Source organism: Paenibacillus sp. GD4, from assembly GCF_030846225.1.
GTDB classification, from domain to species: domain Bacteria; phylum Bacillota; class Bacilli; order Paenibacillales; family NBRC-103111; genus Paenibacillus_G; species Paenibacillus_G silviterrae.
Map to the genome: position 1 here is coordinate 808192 of NZ_JAVCYK010000001.1, position 16515 is coordinate 824706.

Annotated in this window: 14 protein-coding genes; 2 read left to right on the top strand and 12 right to left on the bottom strand. The window is 52.0% G+C overall.

Annotated features, from left to right (window positions below):
• Window positions 1-26 precede the first annotated feature (26 nt).
• From RAC89_RS03810 to RAC89_RS03825, 4 genes are all read right to left on the bottom strand, one after another.
• Entirely contained in the window at window positions 27-2132 is a 2106-nt protein-coding gene (locus tag RAC89_RS03810) for an LTA synthase family protein (protein WP_306611878.1), read from the bottom strand.
• Between the two features lie 178 nt (window positions 2133-2310).
• Window positions 2311-3873 (bottom strand): stage V sporulation protein B, encoded by a 1563-nt coding sequence (gene spoVB / locus RAC89_RS03815; RefSeq protein WP_306611880.1) that lies wholly within the window; start codon window positions 3871-3873, stop codon window positions 2311-2313.
• Window positions 3874-4391: 518 nt separating this feature from the next.
• Window positions 4392-5300 (bottom strand): L-lactate dehydrogenase, encoded by a 909-nt coding sequence (locus RAC89_RS03820; RefSeq protein WP_284640612.1) that lies wholly within the window; start codon window positions 5298-5300, stop codon window positions 4392-4394.
• Between the two features lies 1 nt (window position 5301).
• Window positions 5302-6087: a formate/nitrite transporter family protein gene (locus RAC89_RS03825; protein WP_306616035.1), complete on the bottom strand. Its 786-nt coding sequence runs from the start codon at window positions 6085-6087 to the stop codon at window positions 5302-5304.
• 126 nt (window positions 6088-6213) lie between these two features.
• On the opposite strand from RAC89_RS03825, the gene RAC89_RS03830 reads away from it, so the two are divergent.
• Window positions 6214-6513: a hypothetical protein gene (locus RAC89_RS03830; RefSeq protein ID WP_284640616.1), complete on the top strand. Its 300-nt coding sequence runs from the start codon at window positions 6214-6216 to the stop codon at window positions 6511-6513.
• Between the two features lie 118 nt (window positions 6514-6631).
• Here RAC89_RS03830 and RAC89_RS03835 read toward each other — a convergent pair whose 3' ends face one another.
• The 8 genes from RAC89_RS03835 to RAC89_RS03870 all read right to left on the bottom strand — a co-directional run bounded on the left by RAC89_RS03835 (window position 6632) and on the right by RAC89_RS03870 (window position 14925).
• A complete protein-coding gene (locus RAC89_RS03835; RefSeq protein WP_306611883.1) occupies window positions 6632-8845 on the bottom strand; it encodes a methyl-accepting chemotaxis protein in 2214 nt (737 codons plus the stop codon).
• 212 nt (window positions 8846-9057) lie between these two features.
• Window positions 9058-9642 carry a TetR/AcrR family transcriptional regulator gene (locus tag RAC89_RS03840; protein WP_306611885.1) on the bottom strand — a complete coding sequence of 195 codons (585 nt, stop codon included), beginning with the start codon at window positions 9640-9642 and terminating at the stop codon, window positions 9058-9060.
• Complete coding sequence (locus tag RAC89_RS03845) at window positions 9639-10199, bottom strand: HXXEE domain-containing protein (RefSeq protein ID WP_306611887.1); 561 nt, start codon at window positions 10197-10199, stop codon at window positions 9639-9641. Before RAC89_RS03845 ends, RAC89_RS03840 begins: the two co-directional genes overlap by 4 nt.
• A gap of 160 nt (window positions 10200-10359) precedes the next feature.
• Window positions 10360-11094: a DUF3892 domain-containing protein gene (locus RAC89_RS03850; RefSeq protein WP_306611889.1), complete on the bottom strand. Its 735-nt coding sequence runs from the start codon at window positions 11092-11094 to the stop codon at window positions 10360-10362.
• A gap of 82 nt (window positions 11095-11176) precedes the next feature.
• Window positions 11177-11968, bottom strand: coding sequence for an arylamine N-acetyltransferase family protein (locus RAC89_RS03855; RefSeq protein WP_306611890.1), 792 nt, complete (start codon window positions 11966-11968; stop codon window positions 11177-11179).
• A gap of 13 nt (window positions 11969-11981) precedes the next feature.
• Complete coding sequence (locus RAC89_RS03860; protein ID WP_306611892.1) at window positions 11982-12752, bottom strand: AAC(3) family N-acetyltransferase; 771 nt, start codon at window positions 12750-12752, stop codon at window positions 11982-11984.
• 173 nt (window positions 12753-12925) lie between these two features.
• Complete coding sequence (locus tag RAC89_RS03865; protein WP_306611893.1) at window positions 12926-13831, bottom strand: Gfo/Idh/MocA family protein; 906 nt, start codon at window positions 13829-13831, stop codon at window positions 12926-12928.
• Window positions 13828-14925, bottom strand: coding sequence for a Gfo/Idh/MocA family protein (locus RAC89_RS03870; RefSeq protein ID WP_306611896.1), 1098 nt, complete (start codon window positions 14923-14925; stop codon window positions 13828-13830). Before RAC89_RS03870 ends, RAC89_RS03865 begins: the two co-directional genes overlap by 4 nt.
• A 393-nt stretch (window positions 14926-15318) precedes the next feature.
• On the opposite strand from RAC89_RS03870, the gene RAC89_RS03875 reads away from it, so the two are divergent.
• Window positions 15319-16491, top strand: coding sequence for a MalY/PatB family protein (locus RAC89_RS03875; RefSeq protein WP_306611897.1), 1173 nt, complete (start codon window positions 15319-15321; stop codon window positions 16489-16491).
• Window positions 16492-16515 lie beyond the last annotated feature (24 nt).

The following is a 16515-nucleotide window of genomic DNA, read 5'->3' on the forward strand; positions in this document are numbered from 1 at the left end:
GAATATCGCGGCTTTTTGAATCGTTATTAATACGTATCAGGCTGTGCGGTTGTCAGACTTGTGCCGGTATATACATAATCGTTTGATTTACCGACCACGGCATCCTTCGAATCCTTCACAAGGATTTCAATCCGCATCGGCGCTTGCGTCAGCAGCTCCTTTTTTACAGTAGCCGTGATCTCGCCCGTTCCGAGCCATTTGGTTTCCAGCGGCTGGCCGTTGACCTGCAGGATGCTGCCATACGGCAGGTTTTCACCGTGCACCTTTAGGATCTGATCATTGCCTGAGCCTTCCAGCTTGACGTCGCGTACATACATTTTCCCAAGACCGATGACATAATTTTCTTTCTTAATATTGTTCTTCATGTCCCCATAAGCATATTGCTTGCCGAACAATATATCGTATTGAAGCTTCTCATACACCTTCATCCGTTCGTCCTTTGCGCTTTCCTGCTTCGAAGGCAGGATCGGGGTTTGCTGACTGATGTGATATAAGAAATCGGTATAATAGCTGCCCGGCCGCTCCGCCAGCTTTAGAAGATACGAGCCGATTAAGGAGGTGTCCATGCTGATGTGCTCCTTGCGGTCCCGCGGCAAATAATTATCCCAAATCAGTACAGGTACGCGATGCATTTTGTTGACAAAATCAGGATCGTTCTCCTTCAGATAGCCGCTTTCTTTGTAAGCCAGGTAATCGTCTCCGAGACTTGGCAGATGGTCGCCGAAAAACAGCAGAATCGTCGGCTCATTCGAGTTTTCGTAATACGTCACGAGGCGCTTCAGCATATCATCCACACCGAGTAATCCTTGTGCATACGTTTCGAAAAGCCCTTTCGACTCCGTGACACCGGTAACCTCAATCGTGTTCTTTTCGAATTTGCCGGGGTAGTAGTGATAATGATTTTCCATCGTGTTCGCGAATATAAAATCCGGTCCCGAGGTCGACGACGTCGTTTCCGTAATGTACTTCGCTACAGCCCGGTCGGCGATATAGGGACCTTCATAGTCCGGCTCGAAAAATTCCTGTGAAATATACTTGGCAAAGCCCATGTTCTCGTACACATGCTTGCTGTTATAGAACCAGGAATGGAACGGGTTGATGGCCGTCGTCTCGTAGCCCTGCCGCGCCAAAATGCTGGCTAACGAATCAATCCCTTTATCGACATACTGATTATACGGCACTGAGCCTTGCGGTAGAAACCGCATGGAATTACCGGTCAGTACTTCAAACTCAACATTCGCCGTACCTCCGCCAAATTGCGGAGAAAGCATTGTGCCGCTGGTGTATTTCTCCATTAAGGAATGGTAGAAGGGCAGCGGATCCTGACTGAATTTCAAGCTCTTGATTTGCGTGATATCGAATAAGGATTCGCTCAAAACGACAATAATATTCGGTTTCTTTTCCCCTGGCTCTGTAACGACAGGAGGAATCGAAGAGGCGATCGACCGGATCGATTCTTCATTGTAATCGTCAGGCTCCTTTTGGATCAAAAACTTTAAGTTCATGATGGTAGAAAGAAGAAACCCGTTGGTTTTTACATTTTCCGTCTGATCCCATGCCAAATTCTGCACGTTCACTATTTTCTTGAGCGATAGAAAGTCGTCGCTGTAAATAGCAGACAGCAGAATCAGCGAGCTTACCCCCATAATGAGCCGCTGCTTCCAGCGAAAAACGAGACGCACCGGCGGCAGCTTGTAAAGGAGCAATAAGCTTATTCCAATGAATGACAACAGCCCGGAGATGGTTGTAAAATTGAGCAGCCCTCCGATATACTGCGCCATGTCTTTGGTTTCGCTGGTCAACAGCAGATCCCACGGAACGAACGGTACCCCGAGGATGGACAGCTTCACGCCGCTTATGAGGCCAAAGGCCAAACAAACCGTTGCCACCAGCCAAAACGATATCCGAACATTCGAAAGGAGGGAAGTGAATAAGAGCAACAAACTCAGTACAACCAAAGCATTCAAGGAAAGCTCCGGTATTTTGTGAAAGGTCCAGCTGAAAGCAGCTCCCCACTGCCCTCTGCTAAGCAGCTCTACAAGCAATACAATCCAAACCGACCATAAAAATAGAGGCAAACGGCGGGCCGCTCTCAGCCCGGTTTCTCTAAGCAGCAGCTGAAGATCCCCCATATACTCACCACACGTCCAATATTAATTTTTCATGTAATTCCCGTAAACGTTTTGTAAACAACAACGCTAGTATAACACAATTTTTTTGACAGCAAATCAAATTTTTATTGGTTACTAATTCGGACCCTGGACAGCACAAAAAGACTGCCGAAGCAGTCTCTTTCGCAAGCTTGAATAATTAGGTAAACATACGACGAAGAACGGGAATTTTTCTCATGTCGCGGCGTTTGATCGTATTCGTGGCAATAAGGGAATAGATGTAGGTGCACAAGGAAGCAAGAATGGCGGAAACGACCGACCATGGTAATGGAATCCCTGCATGACGGGCAACATATAGGGTAACCTGCCCTGCGAGCAGCATTGCGGCTAAACAAAGCGCCGTTTTGACTAAGCTTCGCAAATCCAATGAAAAGCCGATGCATCGGGAAATCGAAAGCATATTCAGGAAGGTGATCAAAATCAGCCCGATATTGATTCCCCACACGACGCCGACAATTCCGAGCTGAGAGCCAAGATAGAAAATCGCCGCTGCTTTTAAAACGGTGGTCAAAATAAAATTGCGCATGACCGCTTTCACCTGACCCATTCCGAGCAATACGGCGTGGAGCGGCGGCTCAATGTACTGCAGCAGAAACACCGGCGCCAGAAGCTGCAGCAGCGGCCCTGCTTCCGGCACATGATATACCATGGTGGTAAGCGGTACCGCCCACACATACAAAATCAGGGAGCATGGCGCACCGATCATTATTGCGATTCGTATGGCCTGATCAATCCGGTCATGAATGAGCGCACGCTGACGAAGCGCATTGGCTTCGCTGATCGCAGGTACAAGTGCGGTCGCCAGCGAATGCATGATGAAGCTGGGGAACATGAGCAGCGGAAACGCATATCCGACCAAAAGCCCATACTGCTTCGTAGCAACCACCGTACTGATTCCGGCTATAGCCATACTTTTGGTAATCAGCATCGGCTGAATGGCGCGATAAATCGAATGAATGAAGCCTTCCCCTGTTGTCGGCAGTCCGATCTGAAGGAGCTCCTTGGCCGTACCCCGCACTTCTTTGTCGGCTTGTTCTGTTGCAATAGCGGTTCTACTCCGCGTTTGATGCTGATGCAATCGGATCGATACGATCAAATAGAGCAAACCGGCTCCTTCCCCGATGACCGAGCTGATCATCGCCCCTGCCGCAGCATACTCCACCCCGTAGGGAAGCAGCATTTGCACCAATGCGGCAATCAGCGTCACACGAATGATTTGCTCGATCACATCCGACAGGGCCAAAGGCTTCATGTTTTGCTTGCCCCGGAAGTATCCCTTAAGAACCGCGGAAACGGCGACCAGCGGTGCAATCGGCAGGGTAGCCAGCATCGCATAATACGCCCTGGAATCCGTTAAAAGCCATCCCGCGAGATGATCCGCTCCGAGCACAGCCAGCAAGGTCAGCACGATGCTCATGGTTCCCGTAATGGATAAAGACACCGTCATGATTTTGCGTATTTTGGCTCGGTCTCTCCGGACCTCCGCTTCTGCGATCAGCTTCGAAATGGCTACCGGCAAGCCAAGACTCGTTAGCGTCACCAGCATCGGTACCAACGGGTGCGCCATCATCAGAAGCCCAATCCCTTCGGGACCCAAGAATCGGGCGAGCACGATGCTATTCACAAAGCCCAGTATTCTCGTAATTAAGGCCGAGAGCGTGAGAAGAATCGTCCCTTTAACGAACGTTTGCTTGGTCTGCATATGGCTCTCCCCCATCCTTATCCCTTTCCACTCTCCTCATATATATGCCTTGTGGACACGGTGTATGTGGGACAAAAGCGAAGGGGCTGTCCCATAAGTCCGTGAAAATATGACCATCTTATCGTTGGTCGTGGGAAAATACCTTCAGCCTAAGCTCAAACACTTGGTTGCCGTCAATAGATTAGATTTTATGGTAATGACGGCAATCCAAAACTCGCGCTGAAGCTATTTTCCCACTGACTCGCAGATGAGTCCTATTTTCAAGGAACTGGGCCAGCCCCTTTGGGTAAGTAAATAAGAAAAGATCGCTCAATTTTGGTAAAATGGAAGTACCACCTACCATAACCAATAAGGAGCGATCTCTGTATGAAATGTACCATGGAACAAGATGTCATGCCACTGGAACTGGATGAAAAACAAGTAACCTGCAAACAAAAAGGTACCCAAACACTAAACACTTTTTTCTAAGTGTCCAGTGTATGGGTACCAGTTTATGCTTCCCGTCACGGCTCCTTCCTTTAGATCGATGCGATAATCTCCTTCAGCTTGTTCGCCGAACGGTGCAGCTGCTCCTTCTCCTCTTCCGAAATGTTCAGCTTCAGCACCTCGCGTACGCCTTGGCGGTCCACCACGCATGGAACACCAAGGTACACATCCGAAATGCCATGATAATTATCAAGCAGCGTGGATACGTTCAACACCGCGCCTTCATCCCGAAGGATGGCCGTACAGATCCGATCCAGCGCGAGAGCGATCGCATAGTAGGTAGCGCCCTTGGCATTAATGATTTGATAGGCGGCATCGCGCGTATTGGCGAAAATTTGCTCTTTGTCCTCCTGATCGATAACCAGCTCCGTGCCGGCAACATTCGCAAGACTCCACAGCGGAAGCTCCGAATCGCCGTGCTCTCCGACAATGTGCGCATGCACACTGCGCGGGTCAATGTTCAAGTGCTCTCCGATCAAGTACCGGAACCTGGCGCTGTCGAGCAGCGTTCCCGAACCGATGACGCGCTGAACGGGCCACTGCGACTTTTTCAAAGAGAAGTAGCTCATGATATCGACAGGATTGCTCGCAATCAGCAGAATACCGTCGGAATTCACCTTCAGTACCTCACCGATGATGCTCTCGAAGATCGATACATTCCGCTTAAGCAGGTCGATACGGGATTCACCTTGTCTTTGCGCAGCGCCGGCCGTGATGATGATGATGTCCGCCTCCCGGCAATCCTCATACGTTCCGGCCCATACGCGGCTCTTGCCGATAAACGGAATGCCGTGGTTCATATCCAGTGCATCGCCTACCGCTTTGTCCTGATTGGCGTCAATCAGCACAATTTCATCCGCGCGGTTGCGCAGCAATAACGTATAAGCTGTCGTAGAGCCTACCGCTCCGACGCCGATGACAACAATTCTTGTTTTTTTCATATTAATGCTCCTCTTCCATAAATGGTTTATTAACGTAATGGTACATGACACCCATCAGCAGGGATCCGCCGATCAGGTTCCCCAAAGTAACGGGGATCAGATTATGTATTACGCCGCCCCAAGAGATGGTACCCGGGTGGTGCAGAACAAGGGCTATGGCGAAGGTACACATATTGGCAATACTGTGCTCGTAGCCGGAGATAAAAAAGCAGAACACAAATAGCATCATGGCGAACAGCTTGGGACCGTCTCCTTGCAGCGACATCGGGATAAAGAAGGCCAGACAGACGAGCCAGTTACATAATATCGCCCGGAAGAACAGCTCCCACGCAGGGGCTTGCATTTTCGCCGATACCACGCTGAGCAGAAATCCATTTACCTTCGGATCGGCGAACAGTCCTGTGAGATAGATCAGCAGAGCAAAAACCGCAGCTCCTAGAATATTGCCTGCATAGCTGGTAACCCACAGCTTCACCACCTCCGTCCAGCGCATTTTGCGGCGCAGGGCGGCAAAGGTATAATAGAAGGTGTTCCCGGTAAATAGGTCGCCTCCGCCATAGGCGATGAGGATAATGGCCGCTCCGAACGTAAGCGCAGCCATAGGATACGTCAATGGTGAATGCTCCAGATAAAAAAAGTTGCCCGTCTTGAATGCTACGATGACACCGAAGCCGATGAACATGCTGGCCAGCATGGATCGGGACAGGTAGCGCAGCTTGCTTTGCTTGTAGATCTTATGCTTTTTCAGCGCGAGCTGTTCGACCGATAAGAGGGGCTGTACCTCCATCATGTTCCCTCCCATTGCATTTTTACTCATATTCGCATTATTCTATCCATAGGAAGCTGTCCACATGTGTAAAAAAAAAACATGATGCTCAGCCGCTTGAACGATACCTAAAGTGAGGTGATAAGGATGACCAAAGAGCATACGGTTCATTTCAAGGTGATCCGCGGCGGCGAAGTAAAGCAGCTGCGGGGCCTCTTGTTCCTCGAAGATCATGCGGTGCCTACCGCACAGGACTTCGAGCAATGCCTCCGGGAATGCGGGCACGACATTAGCGGGATCGTCGACCGCGAGAAATTCATCTTCCAAGCGCGAAAGCATGGAGAAGAATATTTGATCGATGTGCTGGAGGATTACGAGCAGAACCATCGCGACCGCGACGCAGAGAATTTGGCCGGAACCTTCCGTAAGCAGGATCCTATCCTCTAGCCAACATTAGTTTGCCATATCTTAGCAAGGCGGACTGTGATCTTTATCACAGAAGACGAATTTCGTCATGAAAAAAGGAGCTCACAAACCGTATCGATTTGTGAAGCTCCTTTTTGGGTTATCTTTTGCGATGCTCGGTAAGCTTGAATTGATTTACGACAAGCAGAAGCGAGTTCGTGATGGACGATACATCTCCGGCCGTATCCCTCACATAACGCATGTTATCCTGCAAATCCTGCACTGTGCTTTCTACCTCGGTGGAGATTTTGCGATTCTCGATGCTTACGGCGGCGATCTTCTCCATAAGGCCGACGACCTCCTCCACCACCTGGGTTTTCAGCGAATCCTCGGTACCTGCCTGAGTTAAAATCTCGGCAGCTGTCGCGACCATTCGGGTTCCCTCGGTAACCACCCTCGAGCCTTCCTCCATCGATTGGTACGCCACCTCGGCTTGCTGCCCGATATGCAGCAGCGTATCGCTGATTCGAGCGGTCGACTGCTTGGTCAGGTCGGCCAGCTTGCGAATTTCACCCGCTACAACGGCGAAGCCCTTGCCGTGTTCGCCTACCCTGGCCGCCTCAATGGAAGCGTTCAGGGAAAGCAAATTCGTCTGTGCCGAAATTTCCTCGATCACCTGCAGCAGCTCGCCGATTTCCTCGGTTGTCTTCAGGAAGGTGCGGATCGTATCGTTCGTTTCGTCCACCTTCGCTTGTATGCTCTGCATCTTTCCGCCGATTCTCTCCACCTCATCCTGAGCTACGGCGATCTGTCCCGCTGCCTTCTGCTCCAGGTCACGCAGCGTGCTGCTCATATGGAGCGATACATCCTTAGCCACATCGAGGTCCTTCAGCTGATGCCTTATGCCGCGGATCATCCCTCCCACCTTGTCGCTAAGACGCTGGGTGGACTCTCCGGTTGACACCGTGGAATCTGTCAGCATCAGCTGGCTGGATTGAACCTCACCGGCTGCTTGCTTCACACGAAGCATAATGCCTTCCAAGGAATCGATCATATTATTGATCCACTTGGCCAGCTCCTTTGTTTCGTCGTTATCGAAATCGGAAATTTGCAGCCGCTGGGTAAGGTCGCCTTGCCCCTCCGCGTTGATCCGGATAAACCGGTTGATCTGATGAATCCGGGATTCTGTAGGCTTCAGCACCTTCCGGCCGATGGCGGACACGCCGATGGCCCCGAACAGAAGATTGATAAGGCCCAGGAGCACCCCACCCAGCACGCCGGAAAGCACCGGGGACAAAGCGGCGAATAAGGCAGCGTTCAGCACAACCATTCCGCTCACCAGCCACCAATGCATTCGGCTGACCCTGGAATGAATGCCGCGGATGCGGTATACCTCCTCCAGATCCCCCTCGCACATCATCCCCCATACGTCCGGGCAGTGCGGAAGCTGGAAGGTGATCCCCTTCCCGATGACGGGGATGTGGCGATAGTCGGAGTAGCCGGGAAATTCCACGAAGAGATTGCTTCCGTTGTCGATCGTATTTTGAACGCCTGGATGCAGCTTCCCTGTCGCAGGATCCGTGAAAATCAGCTCCAGCTCCGTATGATCCTTCACTCTTACGATCCCGTAATCCGTTCGAACGCCTTCCTTCAGATTGTCGCCGTGCGTGAAGGTGAGATCCTCAAATCGGCTGCGGGAAAGCGCCGTTCCCGGTGCAATATGCTTATTGAAGCTCGGTTTCGCCATGAATATGTAATTATCGCCCGAATCGGGGTATACATGCCCTGATTCCCGTTGAATCAAGTCCCCGATAACATCATTCGGCACCCGACCGCAAATGGCTCCCAGCCATCGTCCGTCCTGGATCATCGGAAGAATGAATAGCAGCGTGACCGCATCATGAAAAGAGGAGGTGCTTGGTCCGATTCGTAAAGTCAGCGGATCGGCGTAAGGACCGAACAGGCACTTTGTCAGGCCGGACTGCGTTTCCTGCAAACCCTTGGAGAGAAGGGAGTTTCTACCCTCATAGGAGGTTCCTTTATGAGCGGCATAGGTGGAATAAATGACTTCCGACTGCCCGTCAAGCACGAACAGCTCCGAGAAGTCGGCCCCCCGCTTGGCCGTATCTGTGAAGATCTGCTCCACCTTGGCACTGTCCGATCGAATCTCGTTGAGCGAGAGTCCGTTTGCTTGCAGGACATGCTGAAGGCGATCCAGGTGAGACCAGTATTCTTCCGCCCAGCTGACCAAAATCTGCCTCCGGGTATGCGCAATTCCTTCGAATATTTCTTCTACGTCCTCTTTCAGATGCCGATTCCATCGGAAGGACCACCATAACGGGAAGCCCGTTTTGAAACCCAGCCATTCAAACATAGCTGCTCCTCCTTTAATATAAAACGCTGCAAGTGTAATATGTATGTCACGTATTATAACATATAAATACAATTTTAAAAGGTGATTCAACATTTCTTTCACAAAAAATATATATTTTGTCGAATATAGTGAATGTGTACTACGAATGTTATCGATTCATAGGCAATAAACCCATCCCGAGATGAACGGGATGGGCCGTATGGCAGATATAGTTACTTGGACAGACCGCGGACTACGATCTTGATCACTTCGTGAATATAGTCTTGATTAGAGGAGCTCTCCTCCGTCGGCATTCTGCTTTGAACAACGGCATAGGTCAGCAGCGACGACAGCAGCATTGATGCCCCAATCTGCACCGCTTCGGAGCGAATCGAGTCGGCTCCGGCTGCGCGGGACAAAATCACCGCCGCTTGCTGTACCATCTGCGCTATTAAATCTCCCACCTCCTGTGATATTTCCTCATCCCGCAGCAGCTCGGGTGACCACACAAGAAGCAGAAAGGAGCTGTGCTCTTGGAGGAAAGACAAATACAGGCTTGCGTATTCCTCCAGCGCTGTAACGCCTTCCAGCTGCAGCAGCGCACTCTGTTTGGCTTTGACCGCTTCGAAGAAGGAATGCGTGCGAATGACCTCTCTTAACAGCTCCCGCTTATCGCGAAAGTAATAGTACATGAGCCCTTCCGCCACTCCGCTCCGCAAGGAAATGTCCTTGGTAGTCGTAGCGGCGAAGCCTTGCTCTGCAAACAACTCCAGAGCCGCTTTAAGAATGGCCTCTTTTTTTGCGGAAGCTTTCTTCATAGGACCGTCCTCGCTTCCGTCCTGATCAGAGTCTTCCCGGTCTTATGCGCCAGCAGCACAACCGGAACGGCCAGCAATACATACGGGAGACATAGAAGAATCGTAGACCATGTAATGATTCCTTCCTCCAGCAGCGTGTGATACAAGGCTAGGCTGTACGGCAGCAGCAGGATCAGCGACGTTATGCTTCCCGGTGTAATGGAACGGAAATAGATTGCTTGCCCGAGATGTGTAAAGATGTGCAGAAACAGCACTAGAGTGCATACAACGAAAAACCGCAAATTGCCCAGCGGGCCGCCTTGAAGATATTGATTCGCCATATAGGTGGAGCTGCTGACAAAGAGGAACACCACGAGTACGGCAACGGTAAACTGCGCCGTGCTCATCGAGAATTGTTCAAGAACGCGATCGGCCCATCTCTTCGGCAGTCTTCGGCGCAGGTTGGCGGTATTTGCCGTGAACCACCTTTCCGCCATAATGATTTCTTCAAAGTCATGAAAAATAAATACGATAGGAAAAAGCCAAATCAAGGTTTGAAGCTGAAACCAGGCTTCCATTGGAGCATACCCCTTTTTTGAGCGTTTACTTAATTTGAGTGATTACTCAAATTATAGCAGACAGCGGCCCCCTGTCAATGGTTTCCATCCATTTTCACATCTGCTACCCGGCCAAACCCAAAAAAAACTGCGCTCCCTGGAAAAGGAAGCGCAGCTCATTCTAAAACCTCGGCAGGTTCGACAGGTTGTTGCTCGGATCGCCGTCCGGGTAAGAACGGAGCGTCTTCTGCCCTTCCCGGTTTCTGCCTGTATTCACATCCTCAATCAGGCCTGCTTCAGCCATCCCGATCGCAGTAGCAACGTCAGCGACGGAGCCGTCCTGGAAGCGGACAGCCGCAATCCCGCCGTTCTCGTAGTGCACCGCTTGAACCATGAGCTTGTTCGGATCAATCGTGTGGGGGCCGGCGCCGTATTGTGTGCCATCCCGCATGAAGGTGCCGTACTGAAGCGGCTGCCCGTTCGGCCCATAGCCGGTATAGCCGCCTTGGAAGCCCACATTCCGGTCATCCGCGTTATTGATCCCCGTATTTCTTTGACCGTAAGGCGCATTCGGATTCCCTGTGGAGCCTGGAACAGGCATGCCGCCTTCGAAGCTTTGACCGTTGTTGTTATTTCTTGCTTGCGGTATGTAGGCCGGCTGTCCCATTCCCTGTGCCATGCCTTGAGACATGCCTTGAGCCATTCCCGGAGCGATGCCCATGCCTCCGCTCATTCCCGCTCCCCCATAGTTTCCATTTGGGGTAAACGTCGGGATCGGTTGCCCGTTCCAAGCAAAGTTCGCATTATGCGTAGGCTCTACTGCATTCTGGTAGCCTGAGTCAGGACCCTGCTGAGCTGCCTGAAAGCCGAATTGCCCGCCTTGACCATAAGACCTGCCTTGTCTGCGTCTTGCCATAGAGGACCAACTCCTTTTCCGGTTATGGGTTGGGATTTCATCCCTCTATAGCCTTTGTCAAAAGCCGGGAGATCATACCCATTTATGGAGCTTCCAGCCTGATGCCGAAATAAGTTAGCAGCGCCTCTTGATACTCTTCCTCCGATTGCGGGGTGAAGGCTCTCACACCTGCAGAAGTAAAGATGCGAAACTCCTCCCCGGCAATCGTATTGCGTCCATCCGATGTTCGAATTGCTACCATGGGTGCTTTCGTAAAAATCGAGTCCGGCGCATGCTCGCACCAGAAAGAAGCCATCAAGTAATCCTTGGGCAGCTGAGGCTCCTCCGTGAAGGAATAGATCCCGCTCCATTCCCCGTGCTTGAACTCACAAAGCATCCACCCGTATTCCGGTTCCCGCTGAAGCCGGTACGTTTCATCGCCCTGTTGCTGCATCATGCCTTCACTCATGAGAAGCGGCTGCCTCGGGACAATCCCCCCGACACCGACATCACATAGGTAAGAAGCCCCTTCCGCCTCCACCTTCAGCACATGATGCCGCCGTTTGGGGGGCGGATTCGGCTCGTCCCGCCAAAATCGCGCAAACAAATTCGTCACAGGGAAGCCTAACTCCTTCAAAAGCCATCCGAACAGCGCATTCAATTCGAAGCAGTAGCCGCCTCGTCGCAGAACGACGATTTTCTCGTGCAGGTCCTTAACTTCTAACGATAGCGGCTTCTTCCTGATTATATCCAAATTCTCGTAAGGCACGTTATGAAGATGCCGCTCCTGTAGTTCGGCCAGTACGTTTGCCGAACATTCCAACGGGCCATGATACCCAATGCGCTCTAAATACGCTCGTATCTCGGGAGATACTGAGTCCATGCTTCGGTTCATAGGCTTTCAACTCCTATTCTTTGCTTCGGGGCAATGGATCTGCATTGGAGAAAAGCTCCGGGGTTCGCGCAAGCATATCCGTGAGCAGCTGCGTCATTTTCACCGTATCGCACACACGTGTTTCCGCCAGGCCAAACCGCCCGGTATACATCGCACCCTTTTGAATAAAGAGGTCGTTGACCTTCCAGTAATTTTGCGACAAGCCACCTACAGAGTGGCGGCGCGAAGGAACTGGGATTTCCGTACCGTCAGGCAGTACCGTAATAAGCTCTTCATAATGCTCCGTTAACCTGCCTGGGACGTTCGCCCATTCCTCTACCCCATGGATAAATGTATTGCGTCGCAAATCAACTCCGAGCAGCAGAATAGTCGCCTGGCGCTCCAACAGCCGGCGCCATGCGGTTTGGTAGCCGCAAGGCGTTTCGCTCTGTTCATCTCCGGCAACGAACGACTCGGCATCCCTTCCAAGCGCAGCCACCGAATGCGTCGGATGCAGCGAGCGAACAACGCCCGGCCTTTGGCGGAACCATTCCGTAAGAATTCCGACACAGGTAGGAGAATCCTTCACATAAAATCTTGGATTTTCGCTATTGATCGTAGACCATGTATGGGTCGGCAGCACCAGCAAGCCCTCCGCCATATATTCGGAAAGGGCATCCAGGACGGTATTCGGTCCTCCCTCCACGGGGCCGATGCTTTTATAAGATGAATGCACCAGTAAGGTTCCTTGCCGTTTAATCCCCATTTTCTCCAGGTCGAGCATCAGGCTTTCCTTAGTCATCATGGCGACGGTTCCCTGCTTTCATTGATAATTGAATCTGGAGTCGAAGTGACGTTCCATTCCAGTTTTGTTTCGACGTCCGCTTGGCAATTCCTTTACCCATCAGGAAAAAGGCGGGATCCTCATAAAAATACAGCCCAATCCCAGGAACCTCCTAGAATTGAGCCATTCATTTATCAATCTAATCGTACCGCTTTTCCTATAGCCCGACTTTCATTGGCCGCTTCGATGAAACGGATGATCTCCAGCGTTTCATTCATAGCAACCTGAGGAGCCCCGGACCGGAACATGGCCATCACCCGCTCCAGGAGGCTTGCGTAATACGGCTTCCCCGTCGAAGAGATATCGATGAAATCCGACCCTTTGCTGCGGTGAATCGTTCCGCCGAAGGCATGGTTACCGCTCCGGTTCCCGCGCACCGTCCCCATCCTTCCGTCCGTCCAAACGGCAGTAATCAGATCATGCTCCTCATTGCTCTTGACGGAAACCTCGGCGCAGCCCGTCCCCAGAATGGCATACAACATCTCGACCGAATGAATTCCATACCAAAAATATCCGGGCTGTGTCGGCTGCAGCGCCATAGGGCCGAAAAGATCGGCGCCGATGACGTCTCCATGCTCTCCGCGGCTAAGAGCAGCCTGCAAGCCTTCGGCGAATCGAAGCGCCGACGAGCTCATGACCGTCACTCCGTGCTCTTCAGCAATAGCGGCGATAGCCTGTGCTTCGTCCGCCCGAACCGTCAGCGGCTTATCGATAAAAACCGGCTTGCCGTAAGGGGCGACCGTCCGGAATTGCTCCAGGTGTACGCGGCCGTCCACCGATTCCAGCATGATGGCGTCGCAAGCCTCCGCAACAGCCTCCATCGAATCCGCGATCCGAACACCCAGCTCATCTCTTAACTGAGCCGTATATCCATCCACCCGTGAGGAGCTAAGCTCAAAATCCGGCGATCCGCCCGGATAAGCTATCGTCACCTTGCCTCCCGGAACATGATAGGGCTGTGATGAATCGTTGAGCAGCTTGGTAAAAGCAATGACGTGCGAGGTGTCCAATCCGATCATTCCGATAGACAATGGCTTCATGAAGCTGTATCCTCTCCATCCTGATAAATGTGCGGATTTTGCCGCCGGCACGCTTCCATGACCGCCATCTGCCGGCGAACCTGCTGAGGCGTTACTTCCAGCGGTTCGCCGTGAACCAGCGTGCGGTACAGCATCATGTACAGCTGCTCCGTCATGTGCTCAAAAAGCGTTCTGCCTTCCGGAAGAGCCAGCTCCCACTCCTCGGTGTGCCATTTCAGCTCCTCCTTGCAGTAGGCGGGAAGCCCTTTATCATCGAACAACGGCTCCCGCTGCAGCTGCTGCGCAGGCGCTTCCTCCGGCTTGAAATATTTCCACTCCAGCCGGTTGCCGTTGCCGCGAAGTCCGCCGTTCGTGCCCTGAACGTTGAACAGCTCCCGAGGGTAGGCGCTGCAAGAGGAAATTTCCAGGTCGATGGTCGGCCGGCCCGGTCCGCGCATCAGCAGCTTCACATAATCCTCAGCATCCCCGAACGTGTTAGCCCGGTCCATGATGCAGGTAATGTCAGGCATCACATCGTTTCCGAACAGCTGCAGCGCCTGGTCCAAAGGATGCGGCCCTGTGTTCAGCAAATTTCCTCCATGGTTGCTTTGTAGCGTTTGCCAGTCCCAGCGTCGGGAGAAGCCGTTGTTGGCAAAATCAATTTGCACGATACGCCCGAGCACCCCTGAATCGATGACTTTGCGGAGCTGCACGTAGGCCGGCATATAACGGGATTGCTGAAAAACGGCCAAAACGGCGCCATGTTGCTCCGATGCTTCGATGAGGCGGTCTACCTCTTCCTCCGTTTTGGCGAGCGGCTTCTCGCAAAGGACATGGAGGCCCCGTTCGAGCAGCTCCAGTGTAATAGGAAAGTGCTGATGGCTCGGGGAAGCATTGACGATCAGATCCAGGCTCTCGTTCTCGACCATCTCCTGCCAGCCGGCATAAGTGCTGCACCGGTACTCTTCCACGGCAAGCTTCCTCCGCTCCTCCAACGAATCCGCTACGGCCGCAATGCGATAGAAGCCTGGAATTTTCGCCAGCAGATTGCCGTGAATGTTACGGCCGCTTCTTCCTTGCCCGATGATTCCTACTTGCAGAACGCGTTGACTCATGCCTCATTCCGCCTCTCGTTTTTATTATCATTTCTGTGGGGGGACAGCAGCAGACGCCCACCCCTTCCGTTTTGTAACCGTATTCATCTTGCGAAAAAGCATGACTTTCTTTCCAGCCCGGCTGTAATTTACATCTAAAATATATGTCCCCTTTCTTCTTTTTGTCAACACGCATTTTCCTTCAAAAATCTAGTCTAAAACAGCAGTATTTATAGTCAATAAAGAGACATTAGACTGCATACCGCGCACGTTAACCCCGCCGACCGAAATGATTGAAATTACTGCATGAAGCCGCAACGGAAGCCTACATCGAAACGCTCCTCAAAACAAATTCAATTTCTGTTACAAATGATGGTATAATCTAAACACTATATGAATCTGAGGTGACTTCTGATGACTTATGATTTCGACCGCCGGATCGACCGGCGTCATACCCGTTCTTATAAATGGGACCAAAACGATAAGCTTTTCGGGGATCCGGATATTCTTTCACTGTGGGTGGCGGATATGGATTTCCTTAGCCCACCCGCCGTACGAGCCGTCCTGGAGAAACGCGCGTCGCTAGGCGTTTACGGCTACGCGATCCGTACCGACAGCTATTTCGATGCCATCGTCAGCTGGTTCGAGCGTCGTCACGGCTGGAAGATCGATCCGAATTGGATTACCGATTCGCCGAGCATTGTGACCACATTAAGCTTGGCGGTCGAGCTATTCAGCGAGCCCGGCAGCCAGGTCGTCCTGCAATCGCCGGTATATTATCCGTTCTACGATGTCATTCAAAGCAACGGTCGAAGGGTTGCCAAGAACCCGCTCGTCATTCGTGACGGGCGCTTTGAAATGGATTTCGACGGTCTGGAACAGCTTTTCAGGGATGGCGCCAAGCTGCTGCTGCTGTGCAGCCCGCATAATCCCGGCGGCCGCGTATGGGAACGCGAGGAGCTGTTACAGCTCGGCGAACTGTGCTTGAAGCACGGTGTGACCGTCGTTTCGGACGAAATACATTGCGATCTCGCGCTGTCCGGCCACAAGCATATCCCTTTCGCTTCCCTGTCGCCGGAGCTCGCCGATATTACGATTACCTGCTTGGCGGCCACCAAGACGTTCAATCTGCCTGGGTTACATACTTCGTTCGCAGTGGCGTCCAACCCGTCCATCAAGAGAAAATTCGATCACCGCATCAAAACGTTAAGCCTGCATATGGCTCATCATTTCGCTCAGGACGCGGTGGAAGCGGCTTACAATGAAGGGGAGGCTTGGTTGGATGAGATGCTCGCTTACGTTGAAGGCAACTTAAACTACGCGCTCGCTTATTTCGAAGAGCACCTGCCTGAAGTGAAGCCGCTGCGGCCGGATGGAACCTATCTGCTTTGGCTTGACTGCCGCGGGCTGAACCTGGACATCAAAGGGCTGAAGGATCTCATGTTCAACCAAGCGAAGGTCGCTTTCAGCGAAGGCTCCGTATTCGGAACCGAGGGGGAAGGCTGGCTTCGCATCAATCTGGCTTGTCCGCGATCGATCGTGGAGGAAGCGCTGGAGCGGTTCGTTCGGGCAGCTCGAAACAGGTAATTACAACAATCTAGCAAACGTAAA

Excerpts from the sequence above, each read along its gene's own strand:
- RAC89_RS03810 (WP_306611878.1), bottom strand. The coding sequence starts at position 2,132 with ATGGGGGATCTTCAGCTGCTGCTTAGAGAAACCGGGCTGAGAGCGGCC.
- spoVB (WP_306611880.1), bottom strand. The coding sequence starts at position 3,873 with ATGCAGACCAAGCAAACGTTCGTTAAAGGGACGATTCTTCTCACGCTC.
- RAC89_RS03820 (WP_284640612.1), bottom strand. The coding sequence starts at position 5,300 with ATGAAAAAAACAAGAATTGTTGTCATCGGCGTCGGAGCGGTAGGCTCT.
- RAC89_RS03825 (WP_306616035.1), bottom strand. The coding sequence starts at position 6,087 with ATGGAGGTACAGCCCCTCTTATCGGTCGAACAGCTCGCGCTGAAAAAG.
- RAC89_RS03830 (WP_284640616.1), top strand. The coding sequence starts at position 6,214 with ATGACCAAAGAGCATACGGTTCATTTCAAGGTGATCCGCGGCGGCGAA.
- RAC89_RS03835 (WP_306611883.1), bottom strand. The coding sequence starts at position 8,845 with ATGTTTGAATGGCTGGGTTTCAAAACGGGCTTCCCGTTATGGTGGTCC.
- RAC89_RS03840 (WP_306611885.1), bottom strand. The coding sequence starts at position 9,642 with ATGAAGAAAGCTTCCGCAAAAAAAGAGGCCATTCTTAAAGCGGCTCTG.
- RAC89_RS03845 (WP_306611887.1), bottom strand. The coding sequence starts at position 10,199 with ATGGAAGCCTGGTTTCAGCTTCAAACCTTGATTTGGCTTTTTCCTATC.
- RAC89_RS03850 (WP_306611889.1), bottom strand. The coding sequence starts at position 11,094 with ATGGCAAGACGCAGACAAGGCAGGTCTTATGGTCAAGGCGGGCAATTC.
- RAC89_RS03855 (WP_306611890.1), bottom strand. The coding sequence starts at position 11,968 with ATGAACCGAAGCATGGACTCAGTATCTCCCGAGATACGAGCGTATTTA.
- RAC89_RS03860 (WP_306611892.1), bottom strand. The coding sequence starts at position 12,752 with ATGATGACTAAGGAAAGCCTGATGCTCGACCTGGAGAAAATGGGGATT.
- RAC89_RS03865 (WP_306611893.1), bottom strand. The coding sequence starts at position 13,831 with ATGAAGCCATTGTCTATCGGAATGATCGGATTGGACACCTCGCACGTC.
- RAC89_RS03870 (WP_306611896.1), bottom strand. The coding sequence starts at position 14,925 with ATGAGTCAACGCGTTCTGCAAGTAGGAATCATCGGGCAAGGAAGAAGC.
- RAC89_RS03875 (WP_306611897.1), top strand. The coding sequence starts at position 15,319 with ATGACTTATGATTTCGACCGCCGGATCGACCGGCGTCATACCCGTTCT.